A 14844-nucleotide genomic window follows, 5' to 3' on the forward strand; every position below is an offset into this window, starting at 1 on the left:
AACGCCTACCCGTCAGTTCCGAAAGTCATTTCACCGCGGCATTGCCGCCATCGGCAAACAGCGCCGCTCCGGCGACGAAGCTTGCCATAGGGCTTGCGAGGAAAAGAGCGGCCTGCGCAATTTCCTCTGGCTGGGCAATGCGCTTCATCGCATGCAGGCCGGCAGCCCATTCCTTCTGCGCCGCGTCTCCTGCGGCCGGTGTATCGACCCCGCCGGGGAGCAGGGCATTGGCGCGAATGCCATTGATCGCATAATCGGCGGTAATGCCCTTCACCAGCCCCATTAACGCTGCCTTCGCGGTTCCATAAGCCGACATGCCAGGAATGCCGGCGCTGGTGCCGACGAAGCTTGACGTAAAGACGATGGAACCGCCGCCCCGCTTCAGCATCGGCGGAATCTGGTAACGCGCCCCCAGAAAGGCAGAGGTGAGATTGACGTTGAGGACATGATCCCACTCCTCGGGCGAAATCTCCGCCAGCCGCTTCATGGCCCCCACCGCCCCGGCATTGTTGATGGCGATATCGAGGCCACCGAAAATGCCCACGGCCGCATCCGCCAACCGGGAATGGGTTTCCGCAACACCCGCATCGCCCGCAACCGCGTGGACACGGCCCCCGGCATCACGAATGTCGGCTGCAACCTCCTGCAGCGCCTTTTCACCGCGCGCATTGATGACAACTGCCGCGCCTTGCGTGGCGAACAGCATGGCCGTCGCCCGGCCGATGCCGGATGACGCGCCGGTGATGATGGCAACCTTGTTTTCGAGTAATTTCATATTCTTGGCCTCCGTTTGATGGAGACCAAGGGATAGGGACCTGACGGGGCCGCAACCACCCGATTCCTGACGGATCGAGCGAAAAGCGTTTATTCCAGCGGCAACGCCACCACGCGCAGATTGCCCTGAGCATCGGCCACCATCATATGCGCATTCTTGCGGCCTTCGGACTTCAGGCCGTTCACACGCACCAGCACGTCGCCGGGAACTTCCATGAAATCCTGTCCCACCTCGACGATAACGTCACCGGCCTTCATGCCCTTCTGTTCGGCGGGAGAACCGGGATCGACGCTTGCGACAAGCACGCCTTCCACGCTTTCGGCAATGCCCTTCTCCGTGCGCAATTCATTGCTCAGCACCACCAGATTCATTCCAAGCACGGTCTGCGGTGCTTCGCGCACTTCAGGCGTCTGGTCCTGCGCCTGATCGTCGCCACTGTCTTTATCGTCGGGGGCGACCATGCTGCCATCACCGTCTTCACCCTGCGGGTCGTCGGTCGAGGCCTTCTCGTCGGTCGTATCCTGCAATTGCCCGAGCTTGACCTTGACGGTCTCCTCCTTGCCGTCGCGATAAACGACAACATCGACTTCCTTGCCGACAGGGCTTTCCGCCACGATGCGCAGAAGATCGCGCATTTCATTGATATCCTTGCCGTCGAATTTCAGGACGACATCACCGGCCTGGATCGGGCCGTTCTCCACCGGGCCGCCCTTGGCCACGCCTGATATCAGCGCGCCCTTGGCGCTTTCCATGCCGAGGCTCGCTGCCACGTCATCAGTAACAGGCTGAACGCGAACGCCGAGCCAGCCGCGGCGGGTCTCGCCGAATTCGATGAGCTGCTGCACGATATTCTGGGCGAGCTCCGTCGGCACGGCGAAACCGATACCGATCGAACCGCCGCTCGGCGAAATGATCGCCGTATTGATGCCGATCACCTCACCCTTCATGTTGAAGAGCGGGCCACCGGAGTTACCCTTGTTGATGGCCGCATCCGTCTGGATGAAATTGTCATAGGGGCCGGCATTGATATTGCGGCCGCGCGCGGAAATGACGCCCACGGTCAGCGATCCGCCAAGCCCGAACGGATTGCCGACAGCCATCACCCAGTCGCCGATGCGCATGCTGCGCGAATCGCCGAACTTCACGGCCTTCAGCGGTGTTTTCGGCTCCACCTTCAGGACCGAAAGGTCGGTCTTGGTATCGGTGCCGACCAGCGTCGCCTTGAGCTTCGAGCCATTCGGGAAAATCACCTCGATGGCATCAGCACCCTCGATGACGTGGTTGTTGGTCACGACATAGCCAGCCGGATCGATCACGAAACCCGACCCCAGCGAATTGACCTTTTCGCCGCCTTCCGGCTTCTGGCTGTCGAAATAATCCTTGAAGAACTCCTGGAAGGGCGAACCTTCCGGCAGCTTCGGCGGAACTGGACCCTTGCCCTCGGTCTTGACGTTCTGGGACGTCGAAATATTCACCACCGCATCGAGCAGCGGCTCGGCAAGATCAGCCACCGATTCCGGCCCATGGCTCTGCGCTCTTGCCGCAACCGGCGCCGAAAGGCTGCCCGCCACAAGCGCGATGCCCGCAACTGCGGCAATGCTGCTGCGAAAAGGCGAAAGAAGGGTCACGGCCATAAGCGTCCTCGCGTTTCAAATCGTCATGCCCTGCTTATATCGTCAAAGCATAAGGCGGAATGATGAAGTGTAAAAATACCTTTTCGTGAACAGGCAATTGATTCCGGAACCTCTTCGCGCGCCTCAAAGCCGTACAGAAAAGCGTGAGCGAGGCAAACACCTATTGTCAATTGTGATCATTTCCAGGAAAGAACGCTGAAAATATGGGGACACTATCGCTCGGGCGACGCCTTCCTGCTCGCCATCATCCCAACAACACCACTTGCGAGAACAAGAACGTAACCCATCCACGACACCAGTGTCGGCTGCGCGGAGAAGAATAGGTAGCCGAATAATAAACTCCAGAACAGTTGGGTATATTGAACCGGCGCGATGAAAGAGGACTGCGCCATTCGAATCGAAAGCGTCAGGCATAGTCTTCCCAATGCAAGCAAAGCACCTGCCCCGACATAGAACAGCCACTCAATCGGTATCGGTGCAATAAAGCGTTCGGGCAAAAGGGCTCCGGTGATGAGAACCAGGATGACGACAGGCAGCATGGTATCTGCCAGCGGCGTTGACTGGGCCCTCCACCGCCTCACCATGACTGTCGATGCGGAGTGCGCCAAAGCGGCAGCAAAGGCCATGACAGCGGCTAGGCTGTCCATCGCGCCACTCGGCTGAAGAACGATCAGGACACCTGCGAGACCCAGAACAGCAGACAACCATTGAAGGCTGATGGGACGCTCTCTCAAAAACACCAAAGCCAGCAATATCGTAATGATAGGGCTCGTAAAGCGGATCGAATAAACGTCCGCAATCGACATACGCGAAATCGCATATAGTGTGAGCCATATCATGCCAGCGGACATGACACCCCGGGCGGACACCACTGCCCATCCCTTTGCCGAGTGAATCTTAAAGCCACCCAACGGCCTGGAAAGCAACAAGCTGAAGATGACGGCAAAAACACCGGAGAAAAAAAGCACTTGGGGAAGAGAGTGTGAACTGCTGAGAATTTTGGAAACAGCGTCCATCAATGAAAAAGCTGCGAATCCAAGTACGGCGAAAACAATGGCGACTGAGTAACTGTCTCTATCATGCCGAAGCGCGCGCAGCATCTTCCGTTCTTCCAGATTGTGAAAACCGAAGAGTAGTGTCGTTGACCCACAATTTTATGAATTTCACGGTGCACACGCTTCAAAAAGAAAGGGCCGGTAAAAACCGGCCCCTCCCAAATCAGTTGATCCGCTATCAGTTCGCCGGCGCTGGCGCAGGTGCGGCGGGAGCCGCAGGTGGCGCACCGTTGATATTGTTGAAATAACGGAAGAAGGTCGAATCCGGGGACAGGACCAGCGTCGTGCCGTTACCGTTCAACGCATTGGCGTAAGCAGACATGGAGCGATAGAACTCGAAGAAATCAGGATCGCGCTGGAAAGCCACACCGAAGACCTTGTTGCGTTCGGCATCGCCTTCACCGCGCAGCACTTCGGACTGCCGCTGAGCCGTGGACTCGAGTTCCACCACCTCACGGTCGGCAACGGCCCGGCGACGCTGCGCCGCCTCATTACCGCGTGCGCGGATAAGTTCGGCTTCGGCAAGACGTTCCGACTTCATGCGCTCGAAGGTCTGCTGCGACACTTCCTGCGTCAGATCGGTACGACGGATGCGGACATCCACGATGCTGATACCGAGCGATTCCGCATCGGGACGCAGATCGTCACGCACTTCCTGCATCATCGATGCACGCGCATCCGAAAGTGCGGATTCAAAGCCGCGCAGACCGTAGACCCGGCGCAACGATGCGTCGAGACGGGTACGCAGGCGCGATTCCGCCGACATCTGGTCACCCGAGACCGTCTGCCGGAAGCGGCGCGCATCCGTGATGCGATAGACCACGAAGGCATCGACCTCGTAGAACTTGCCGCCGGAGACCTGAACACGGATATTATCGTGATCGAAGCGCAGCGCCCGGTTCTCGACATATTGCACGCGGTCGGCATCCATGAAGGCGAAGGGCAGCTTGAAATAGAGGCCCGGCGCCGTTTTCACATCCTGGATCTGACCGAAGCGGACGACGATGGCCTGCTGGCGCTCGTTGACGACGAAGATCGACGAATAACCGAGGAAAAGCAGGACGGCGAGACCGACAAGAACGGCCGTAAGACGGTTACCCATATCAATTGCCTCCCTGCTGTGCTGCGCCCGGATTGTTGCGCATGATCTCGTTCAGAGGCAGATAAGGCACCACGCCCTGTTTCTCGTCGATGATGATCTTGTTGGAACCTTTCAGGACCTGCTCCATCGTTTCTAGGAACATGCGCTGACGGGTGACCTCAGGCGCCGTGCGATATTGGTCATAGATGGAAATGAAGCGCTGCGCCTCACCTTCCGCCTCGTTGACGACACGCGACTTGTAGGCGTTCGCCTCTTCGACGATCTGCGCGGCCTGACCGCGTGCGGCACCGAGCTTCTGGTTGGCGTATTGATTGGCTTCCTGAACGAAGCGGTCTTCGTCCTGTTCGGCACGCTGCACTTCGTCGAAGGCGTCGGCCACTTCGCGCGGCGGAGCCGCATCTTCGATCGCCACGGCATTGATGGAGATGCCGGCACCATAACCGTCCATGGTGGACTGGATGATGCTGCGCACATCCGCCGCAATCGCCTGACGGTTATCGCGGAAGATATCCTGCGCCGGACGACGGCCAACGACTTCGCGCATGGCGCTTTCGGAAACCTGCTGCAGCGTTTCCGCCGGGGCGTCGACGTTGAAGAGATAGGACTTCGGATCGGAGACCGTATAGAGCACGGAGAACTGAACGTTAACGATGTTCTGGTCGCCGGTCAGCATCACGCCGCTCGACGAAGACGACGAGGCGCGCGAACCGATATTCTGCTGCTGCTCGGTCACCTTGACGATTTCCACCGTCTCGATCGGCCACAGATGGAAATGCAGGCCAGGCATCGAGATTTCGTCCTTCGGACGGCCGAAACGCAGCTCGACGCCGCGCTCGTCCGGCTGGACGGTGTAGATGGACTGGATGCCGAGGAAAACCAGAACGACGAGAACCACGATGGCGACCACGCCGCCATTGAAGCCGCCGGGCAGCACATTTTTGAAACGGTCCTGGCTGCGCCGGATGATCTCTTCCAGATCGGGTGGGCCGCCATTGCCGCCGCCACCGCCGCGAGGCCGGTTAGGCCCCTGCCCCCATGGGCCGCCACCGCCGCCCTGGTTGTTTCCTCCACCGCCGCCGCCCCACGGGCCGCCGCCGCCATTCTGATTGCTCCAGGGCATCAATACCTCTTTATAAAAGCCTCTCCCGATTCCGTTCGTAAGCGATTGCTCGCGTGCGGCGGGAATATCGACCCGTTATAGGAAGGAGAAGCGTCCGTTTCAACGCAGAGGTGGTAACTAAATACCCAATCGAGGTAAATAGTTCACTTTGCCGCGGCTCGTCGCACATAAGTGGTAAACAGAACCGGATAATTGTCCTTTTCCCCTGCGGGCGCGGCCTTTTCTTCGGTTTTCTCAAAAACGGCGGGATCAATTTCCGGAAAAAAAGTGTCGCCCTCGAGTTTTACCGCCACATGGGTGACGGAAAGTTGATCGGCAAAGGGCATGGCCTGACGGTAAATCTCGCCACCGCCGGCGACAAAAACCTCGTCCACGCCCAGTTCCACAGCCTTCGTTTTTGCAAGCTTCACGGCCTCGTCCAGCGACGAAACGACGTCGACGCCTTCAGGCCGGTAATCGGCATTGCGGCTGACGATGATATGCGGACGGCCCGGGAGGGGACGTTCGCCGACAGACAGAAACGTCTTGCGGCCCATGATGAGCGGCTTGCCCATCGTCATCGCCTTGAAGCGCTTCAGATCGGTCGACAGCTTCCATGGCATGTCGAGATCGCGGCCGATGACGCCGTTCTCGGAGACCGCAACGATGATGGTGACGCGCGGCTCACTCATACCGCGATCGGTGCCTTGATGCTTGAATCGGCCTCGTAATTCTCCAGCGTAAAGTCCTCGAACTTAAAGCCGAAAAGGTCTTTCACGTCAGGGTTGAGGCGCATGGTCGGCAAGGCCTTCGGCGTACGCGTCATCTGCAGCTGCGCCTGTTCGAAATGGTTGGCATAGATATGCGCATCACCAAGCGTATGAACGAAATCGCCGGGCTTGAGGCCCACGACCTGCGCCACCATCAGCGTCAGCAGCGCATAGGACGCGATATTGAAGGGCACGCCGAGGAAAATATCGGCCGAGCGCTGGTAAAGCTGGCAGGAGAGCTTTCCATCAGACACATAGAACTGGAACAGGCAATGGCAGGGCGGCAGCGCCATCTCATCCACCAACGCCGGGTTCCAGGCCGAAACGATATGGCGGCGGGAATTGGGATTGGTTTTAAGCGCCTCGATCAGAAGCGCGATCTGGTCGATATGGCGGCCATCAGGCGCCGGCCAGGACCGCCATTGCGCGCCATAGACCGGACCGAGATCGCCGTTCTCATCGGCCCATTCATCCCAGATGGAAACACCGTTTTCCTTGAGATAGGCAATATTGGTATCGCCGTTCAGGAACCACAGCAGCTCATGGATGATGGAGCGCAGATGCAGTTTCTTGGTGGTGAGAACCGGAAAACCTTCGGAAAGGTCGAAACGCATCTGGTAACCGAATACCGAACGCGTGCCGGTGCCGGTGCGGTCTCCGCGGTCGGAGCCGGTTTCCATCACATGCCGGAGAAGATCGAGATATTGTTTCATGCGTTCTGCCGCCGATTCCCTGATATCAAGGGAATATAATAGCACAGGGCGGCAGAACCAATCACCTAATGCGGGTTTATCCCCGGCTCAGATCAAAGCGACTGAAGCTTGCCCAGTTCCTTGGCCACCAGATAATAGAAGGTCACGCGAGACTTGGAGCGATCCGCAGCCATGGCTTTTGCGACAGTGGCGATTGCCTTGTCCGCGCTGTCGTCGGTGACCCCGAGCTTCTTGCCGCACCAGCTAGCCTTCACGCGCGCAAGCTCTTCTGGATCGGAAGCGGACACCAGAGACGAATCCCGGTTGCGCAGGGCAATGCCGAGATGTTTGACGATCTTGCCGACCACGGCTTCGTCGGCTGCTGCGTCGTATTTCTTCACATCTGCGAGATAGTCGGTCATATCAACTCCTTCGTGTGTCCCCGGCGCAACGTTACTTCTGGTGACCGGTTGCAGGAGAATGGGACAGCAATCTCCCGTCGTCAAGAATAGTCTAAATTACGGACCACAATGACGAAACCTTTTCATGGAATTGTCATCACCCCCCTTTTCTAAGGCCGGCGAAACGCCTATATAAGCCTTGCCGGGGCAACCCGGCTATGGCGATAAACGGTCGGTGTAATAAACCTATTGGACCCGGGGGCGGTACCCGGCGCCTCCACCAAAAACCGGCGGGATCTCAAGATGAGGCCGGCTTTTGATGGGGGCGAAATAGGATCGACAAGGGCGTAAAGATCGAACTTTTGCTCGGCATGATACCGCCGTTATCGGGTCACAAGTGTAGTTGCAAATGACAACAACGCTAAGGAATACGCTCTCGCTGCCTAATGGCGGTGCGGGAATTCCGCTCTAAGTCCTTACGGTTAGCCCCGTAAGGCGGGGTTCGGAGGTACCTGGCAACAGAAACCTCCACCTTCTCCATTTTGCCTGAATTGATTATATGATAGCTGACTTGCAAACGGCATCGGCTTTTCCGTTGCTGCCGTTCGGGACATTGCGTATACTTGGACAACGCGTAGCCGTCAGGATCGAAAATGATCCCGGCTCAAGGATTGCGCGAAGATTCAAAGTGTTACAGCGTCCCGGGCGCGCAAGCCGCGCCACGCATGAAAAGACGTTCGAATAAGGGAAAGACAGGACCGCATGGGGCAGGATCATATCCGTTACGACATTCTCGCACAGGATGCCCTTCGCGGCGTTATTCGTAAGGTTTTGGGTGAAGTGGCCGCTACCGGCCGCCTGCCCGGCGACCATCACTTCTTCATCACATTCCTGACCGGCGCGCCGGGAGTGCGGATTTCCCAGCACCTCAAGTCGAAATACGCCGAACAGATGACCATCGTCATCCAGCACCAGTTCTGGGATATGAAGGTGACGGAAACCGGATTCGAAATCGGCCTCTCCTTCTCCGATACGCCGGAAAAGCTTGTTATTCCCTACAATGCCATCAGAGGCTTCTACGATCCTTCCGTCAATTTCGAGCTTGAGTTCGATGTGCCTCTGGCCGAAGAGGAAGAAATGGAAGAAGCGGAAATCACCGCTTACCCCGTTTCCCACGAGGCGAAGCCCGCTTCCGAAACACCCAAATCGGGTGAGGAAAAGAAGGAAGGCTCCGTCGTTTCGCTGGATGCTTTCCGCAAGAAGCAATAACGGCTTCTGGCCCGGGCTTCGTGAAACCCAGCCTCGTGAAACTCAAGGAGACATATCCCCATGGCGGCCGATATCGTCAATCTGCGTCAGTTTCGCAAACAAAAGGCGCGTAGCGAAAAAGAAAAACAGGCGGAGCAGAACCGCCTGTCTCACGGCCGCACCAAGACGGAAAAGAACCTCACCTCGGCCCTGAACGACAAAGCCGAAAAGGCGCTGGATCAGGGGCGGCTCGAAAAAGGCGATGACGGGGCCGGTAAAGACTGACGGACCAACTCACCGCAGCGGATTTCGGGATTCGAAAAAAGAATCGCAAAACAGGGACTTGCCGGGGAGACATGATCGAGATTTCCAACCGGACCCGCCGGAGACCGATCTGATGATCCGCAAACACTCCGCGACCTTGCACGGCCACCGCACCAGCATCTCGCTTGAGGATGCCTTCTGGGACGAGCTGAAAATCATCGCCGAAAGACGCAAGGTCAGTTTCGCGGCCTTGCTTGCCGAAATAGACGACAGCCGCCCGGCCGACAGCAATCTGTCGTCATCGCTGCGGGTTTACGTACTGAACTGGCTGAAGACCCGCTGATTCAGGCAGGCGCGGCCGTCATGTCACATTGATCGCAGACTGCGATACGGTGCGCCCTCATCCGACTACAAAAATTCCCGCCGAAAACTCATAACGCCGTGAAAGCATTCATTAAACATTGGCGGCCTAGTCTGCGCTGCAAGGCATTCCCGTATTGCGTAGCCTTGCCTCCCACTATTGTTCCCAGACTGTCTAGTCCTCGCCTCCCACTATTGTTCCCAGACTGTCTAGTCCTCGCCTCCATCATGAGGCGACACATGGCTTCTGCCGTCTCCGGAAACGACGATTGCCATCAATCCGTAGGCAAAGCCACTGCTATCAGGTTTAAATTTTGAGTGACGCCTGAAGCCCGTTGGGACGGGTAAACACCCCCTCGGCGTCATCCTCGGCCCTGTGCCGAGAATCTAATCACGTCGAATAAAATCAATCGGTTGCAGATAACAGGGAGAAGCTCAAGGATTGTTTGTTGCTTTCCGGGTATTGTCGGTGCGGGACTGCGGGCCCTTCACAGCCCGCAGTCCCGGCGGCGGGCGACCGTCCAAGGATCGGGATCACGCCCGACGTCATCAAGGTTCCCTGCCGCCTTTGCTTCACCGCTTGGAGAGTTGATTGGGCCGCTGATCGCCACGCCCGCAAACAATCCGAAGCCTGCAAAGGATAGCAGACCTATGGACTTTTTGCACACGCCACCCCTTCGATGCCTCGGTGTCGATGTCGCCAAGGACAGTCTCGTCGCCAGCGAGGGTAGCCGCATCCTGACCGTCGACAACAACCGCTGCGGCGTCCGCGCGCTGCTCAAGACGATGCGGCCGGATTTCGTCATCTGCGAACCGACCGGCGGATACGAGCTCATGCTGCTGGAGGAATGCCTCAAAGTGGGCATTGCCTGCCATCGCGCCGATGTGATGAAGCTCAAAGCCTATATCCGTTCGCTGGGAACGCTTGGCAAAAGCGACGCCATCGACGCCAGACAGATGGCTGCCTATGGCTGCGAGCGTTGGGCGAGGTTGCCGCTATGGCATGCGCCGGATGCCGATGAGGTGGAATTGCAGGTGTTGGTGCGGCGCAGGACCGATCTGGTGGCGCTCAGGGTAGCCGAGCAGAACCGCTCTAAAGCCCCTGGCGCAAAGGCTATCGCAGCCTCGTTCAAGGCCATGCTCGGTGCCATCCAGCGCCAGATCGACGCCCTCGATGGCCAAATCGCAGCGCTCGTCGAAAGAAGCGACAGGCTTGCCAGGCGCATCCGTATCTGCACCACGGTCAGCGGCGTCGGAACCCTAAGCGCTGCAAACCTGATCGCCCAGCTGCCGGAACTCGGCTCCCTGCATCGCCGCCAGGCCGCAGCCCTTGCCGGAACCGCTCCCCATCCCAGCGAAAGCGGAAACGCCAAAGGTCGACGGCGACAGCGCGGCGGAAGACCCCAGGCCAAAACCGCATTGTTCATGCCCGCAATGTGTGCAGCACAGGGAAAGGGACAGTTCGCCCCCTTCTACGAACGCCTCATCCGAAACGGAAAACCGCCCATCGTCGCTATCGCCGCAACCATGCGAAAGATCGTCGTGACCATAAACGCAAGGCTCAGGGACGACTTGTTACAACAGAGTTGATGACGTTGGAGAGTTTGGCGCGATCTTCAACGAAACTGAAGAACGACCGGCTTTCCTGTCCCTGAGCTTACGGCGTGGCGGGCGCATTTTCCGGCGCCAGCTGCCGGATGGCGTCTTCCGTCGGCGGAACCACCAGAGCCGGTGCGGACTGTCGCTCGGGCGCCGGCTGTTGTTGCTGTTGCTGCTGCAACCGCTCCTGCTGTTCCTTTTCCTGGCGCAGGCGCTCTTTGGCCGCGGCTTTCAAACGTGCCTCTTCTTCGGCCTTGGCCTTGGCTTCCGCCTCAGCCCGTTCCTTCTCGGCCTGCCGTTCTGCCGCCTGGGAGCGGTAGAGCGCCACTTCGCGGCGCAGGCGCTGCTTTTCAAGAACGCTGGCCTGCATCGCCTCCACCCGCCGCCGCTCCTTTTCGAAAGCCCGAAGAGACAGGTAATTGCTGAGCGCAGAGACATCTGTCGTCAAGGCAGGCGCGGCAAGCGGGCCGTTATAGTTGAGACGCACGGAAGGTTCAGCACCCGCGACCGTTTCGGTGCCGGGATTGAACAGGAGATCGAGGTCGCCATTTACGGTCGAAGCGGCAATGTCGACAGTCGCATCGGCGGTCAGGGTCACCGGATCGATGCCCGCTCGCAAATTCTTGAAATGAAGCGCACCACCATTCAGCGAAAATGGCAGTGCCACATCACCGAGCGCAATTTCACCCTGCCACAGGCTCTGATCCACCAGCGGCCGCACCTTGGGCGCATCGATTGGCTGCTGCAAACCATCGGCCGCTTGCAGGATCGGCGGCAGGGCACCGGGACTAAGTCCCTTCAGCACAAGCCCGCTCGCCCGGATTTCACCCGAACCACCGGCCGATTTCAGCATTTCGCCGACACTTTTGCCGGTCGATTCGGCCGTGAGATCAATCGCGACCCGGCCTGTCGCCACAGGCCCGTTGGCATTGGCCCATAGGATCGGTTCCGGATTGGCGTCGGTCACAGCGATCTTGCTGCGGAAAATGCCCGCACCCTCGCCCGTGGACATGGCAAGCCGTCCGGCGAGCTTGCCGCCCATGAAGGTGCCGGCAACGTCGTCAAGCGAGAGACTGCCCGCATCATGCGTGAGCTTGGCCGAAACGCCCGTGACCGTGCCGAAGGGGCCAGCCTCGAAGCTTTCCGCTTTCAGGGCAAGCGACGCCTTGAGCTGCGGGAATGCAGGCATGGCAAGAGGCTTTGCATTCAGCGCGCCGGTCTCCGGGTCGATCACCGGCCCGTAGATCACGTCTCCCAGCCAGGCGAGATCGGCCGTTCTGACCGAAAGATCGCCCGTGACGGGATGAGGCGCGGCACGCTGGACCGTGACATTACCCGAGAAGGGATTGCCACCCGCCTGCCCGCCGATCGAGGAAAAGGCGATCTTCTGCCCATCCACTGCTACCTTGGCATTGGCCTTCACCGCCATGCCGCCGCCGAGCTGCGGCAGGCCGACAGCGTTCATGATCAGATAGGGTTCGATGTCGGCGCTTTCGAGCGCCACATCCGCGCTGCCCTCACCGAAGTTGGCGGCCGCAACCGCAAAGGAACCATTCATCGAAAAATGCGTGCGTTCCGTCGAAAAACGCAGTTCGGTCTGGGCGGGTGAGCCGAGCGTGCCATTGAGCTTGACGGAAAGGAGCCCCTCCCCATCCGCATCGAAGGGCAGCGGATCAAGCCCCGCCTGCCCGAACAGGATCGCCGTCGACTGGTTTTTCAGCACCGCTTCCAGCGACATGGCCGTATCGTCCGTGATCGACAGGAAATCCGGCATCTTGGCGACAGCCGACAGACGGCTGCCATTAACGGTTCCGGAAACGGCGACATTCGCGCCGCCATTATCGCTGTTGACGGAGACGTCCATGGCAAGATCGGAATTGGCATACCACGGCGCGCTCGCCGCCAGGCGGCTGAGGAAGGGATGGTCCGGCAGCTTCTGCTGCAGCATGGTGAAGAACGGCTGCATATCGGCTGCATGCAGGTTTACCGTGCCTTTGCCGGCATATTTCAGCAACGACCCCTGCAACTGTCCCTTTGCCTTCACCTCCGCGCCGGCAATATCGCCGGCCGTCATGTTTTCAAGCGAGAGAACCCCGCCCGCCATGGTGAAGGCGGTCTCGACATGATTGGCGGTCACACCGGCCATGTTGAACCGGTCGGCCTTGAATTTCGCGGTGATGCGATGGTCGAGAACCGAGCTTCCGACCTGATCGCCAAGCGCGAGACTGCCAAGCGCCCGCAGGGCATCGAGATCGATTTCATTGCCGGCGAGATCGATGGAAAGATTGGAGGTCTTGCCGTCCGAGCGCCGCTCCAGCTCACCTTTCAGTGAGGCATCGCCAATCGCCAGTTCCAGATTGTTGAAACGCTGGTTGAGCGTCGTCAGCGAGACATCGGCGGAAAAACCGGCGGCGTTAAGTTGCCGGATCGCGGGATCGACCGAGCCGGAAAGCCAGTTCGCCAGCCCAGAGGGCTGGTTGGAGGCGAGCAGCAGATTGCCGTTAAAGGCGGGGCCGCCGAGCAGCGTCAGCGATCCCTTGGCTTCGAGCTGCGTCCGGCCCGGCAGCGTCGCCACGGCATTCACCACCTGCCAGCCGCTGCCGTCCGGGCGCACATCCAGCCTGATGTCGCGGATCGTCGTATCGTCGGAAACGAGCGCGGGAAGGCTGATGCTCGCCTTGCCCGGCACCGGCGGGACCGGAATGCGGGCCACCATGGCGGCAAAGGCTTCGATGCGCTGGCGCACCGAGACGGTTGGCTGGCGCGAAGTCTTGCCCGTCTGCACCACGGGGGGCGCAAAGCGGGCGACATCGATCTGCTGGCCATCTGCGGTGAGCAGGAATTCCGGCTTGGCGCCGGTATCCAGCGTCGCCTCACCGGTCACCACATAGGGATTTTCGCTGCCGCCAAGCTCCATGCGATAGCTCGGGATACGCACGCTTTCATTGGTCAGTTCGAAACTGCCGCGCGTGCGCGGCGAGGAAAAGAGGGATTGCCCCGCCGGCTGCTTCTGCTTTTCATCTTCCCGGAAGCTGAAGGAGAAGGAGCCGCTATAGGCGGGTTTCCCCGCCGTCGCCGCAATCGCGCCATCGAGATCAACTTCGACAGGATGTTCATCGGGCACGAGACGGAGCCTCAGCCCCATACGGCCGTTGGCGTAGTCCGGCTCGCTGCTCGAAAGCGAGAAGGAGCCAGGATGACCATCGACGGCGGCACGTCCTTCGGCTTTCCAGGGTCCGGCCAGCGAATTGGCGGACATGTCGGCATTGAGGCCGGTCACGACACGGTTGCGCCCGGACTGCTCATCGATGAATTCGATCTGCCCGCCTTCGATCTGCACGCTTTCCAGAACCACGGTGCGGGCGGGAATTTCCGCCCGGCTGCCGCGCATCCAGTCCAGCGTGCCGTCCTTCAAAAGCCGGATCTTCGCCTTGGGTTCCTCAATGCGCATGTCGAAGATGCGCGCTTCGCCCGAAAGGAACGGCGCCAACTCGGCATCCATGGAAAACCGCGCGACCTGGATGAGCGGAGATCCATCGGCATCGGTTCCTGCGCGCACATCATGCAGCGTCACCGAAGGGAAAGGCAGCAGCCGGGCTTCGACGCGGCCGTGCACCACCACCTTCTTGCCGAGAATGCGGCTTGCCTGGTCTTCGAAATCGCGGCGGAAATCCGTCCAGTCGACGAAATAGGGAATGAGCAGCGCTGAAAACAGCACCAAGGCCAGCAGTCCGCCCAGAAAAACCAGAATACGCCCGAGCACTGACCTGCATCTCCCTTCGCGAACGCTGCAAACCTATTCTTTTCTGCCTTAACGGCAAGCAGCCTTTTGTACCAATCAAATA

The 14844-nt window shown here is 59.3% G+C and carries 13 protein-coding genes and 1 other RNA gene; 5 read left to right on the forward strand and 9 right to left on the reverse strand.

Annotation, left to right across the window (positions count from 1 at the left end):
• Positions 1 to 25: 25 nt before the first annotated feature.
• The 8 genes from GSF67_RS09365 to GSF67_RS09400 all read right to left on the reverse strand — a co-directional run bounded on the left by GSF67_RS09365 (position 26) and on the right by GSF67_RS09400 (position 7549).
• A complete protein-coding gene (locus GSF67_RS09365; protein WP_006311790.1) occupies positions 26 to 775 on the reverse strand; it encodes an SDR family oxidoreductase in 750 nt (249 codons plus the stop codon).
• 89 nt (positions 776 to 864) lie between these two features.
• Positions 865 to 2409 carry a Do family serine endopeptidase gene (locus GSF67_RS09370; RefSeq protein ID WP_006311789.1) on the reverse strand — a complete coding sequence of 515 codons (1545 nt, stop codon included), beginning with the start codon at positions 2407 to 2409 and terminating at the stop codon, positions 865 to 867.
• A gap of 212 nt (positions 2410 to 2621) precedes the next feature.
• Positions 2622 to 3509: a DMT family transporter gene (locus tag GSF67_RS09375; protein ID WP_006311788.1), complete on the reverse strand. Its 888-nt coding sequence runs from the start codon at positions 3507 to 3509 to the stop codon at positions 2622 to 2624.
• 133 nt (positions 3510 to 3642) lie between these two features.
• Positions 3643 to 4566 (reverse strand): protease modulator HflC, encoded by a 924-nt coding sequence (hflC, locus tag GSF67_RS09380; protein WP_006311787.1) that lies wholly within the window; start codon positions 4564 to 4566, stop codon positions 3643 to 3645.
• Position 4567: 1 nt separating this feature from the next.
• The gene (gene hflK, locus GSF67_RS09385) at positions 4568 to 5686 is read right to left on the reverse strand and encodes an FtsH protease activity modulator HflK (protein ID WP_006311785.1); all 1119 of its coding nucleotides are present in this window, start codon (positions 5684 to 5686) and stop codon (positions 4568 to 4570) included.
• Between the two features lie 143 nt (positions 5687 to 5829).
• The gene (locus tag GSF67_RS09390) at positions 5830 to 6357 is read right to left on the reverse strand and encodes a dihydrofolate reductase (RefSeq protein WP_006311778.1); all 528 of its coding nucleotides are present in this window, start codon (positions 6355 to 6357) and stop codon (positions 5830 to 5832) included.
• Positions 6354 to 7148, reverse strand: a complete 795-nt coding sequence (locus tag GSF67_RS09395) for a thymidylate synthase (protein ID WP_006311777.1) — start codon at positions 7146 to 7148, stop codon at positions 6354 to 6356. Before GSF67_RS09395 ends, GSF67_RS09390 begins: the two co-directional genes overlap by 4 nt.
• Before the next feature lie 92 nt (positions 7149 to 7240).
• A complete protein-coding gene (locus GSF67_RS09400) occupies positions 7241 to 7549 on the reverse strand; it encodes a DUF2853 family protein (protein WP_006311776.1) in 309 nt (102 codons plus the stop codon).
• 141 nt (positions 7550 to 7690) lie between these two features.
• Here GSF67_RS09400 and ssrA point away from each other — a divergent pair.
• From ssrA to GSF67_RS09425, 5 genes are all read left to right on the forward strand, one after another.
• Positions 7691 to 8061: a transfer-messenger RNA gene (ssrA, locus tag GSF67_RS09405) on the forward strand.
• 229 nt (positions 8062 to 8290) lie between these two features.
• Positions 8291 to 8797, forward strand: coding sequence for an SspB family protein (locus GSF67_RS09410; RefSeq protein ID WP_006311775.1), 507 nt, complete (start codon positions 8291 to 8293; stop codon positions 8795 to 8797).
• A 60-nt stretch (positions 8798 to 8857) separates the two neighbouring features.
• On the forward strand, positions 8858 to 9061 hold the full coding sequence (locus GSF67_RS09415) for a DUF4169 family protein (RefSeq protein ID WP_006311774.1): 204 nt from the start codon (positions 8858 to 8860) through the stop codon (positions 9059 to 9061).
• A gap of 112 nt (positions 9062 to 9173) precedes the next feature.
• A complete protein-coding gene (locus GSF67_RS09420) occupies positions 9174 to 9383 on the forward strand; it encodes a ribbon-helix-helix domain-containing protein (protein ID WP_006311773.1) in 210 nt (69 codons plus the stop codon).
• Between the two features lie 668 nt (positions 9384 to 10051).
• Positions 10052 to 10990 carry an IS110 family transposase gene (locus GSF67_RS09425; RefSeq protein ID WP_006314745.1) on the forward strand — a complete coding sequence of 313 codons (939 nt, stop codon included), beginning with the start codon at positions 10052 to 10054 and terminating at the stop codon, positions 10988 to 10990.
• 67 nt (positions 10991 to 11057) lie between these two features.
• Here the strand turns inward: GSF67_RS09425 and GSF67_RS09430 are convergent, their stop codons facing one another.
• Entirely contained in the window at positions 11058 to 14762 is a 3705-nt protein-coding gene (locus tag GSF67_RS09430) for an AsmA-like C-terminal region-containing protein (protein WP_006310397.1), read from the reverse strand.
• Positions 14763 to 14844: the final 82 nt, after the last annotated feature.

This window comes from Agrobacterium sp. CGMCC 11546, from assembly GCF_013365515.1.
Classification (GTDB): domain Bacteria; phylum Pseudomonadota; class Alphaproteobacteria; order Rhizobiales; family Rhizobiaceae; genus Agrobacterium; species Agrobacterium fabrum.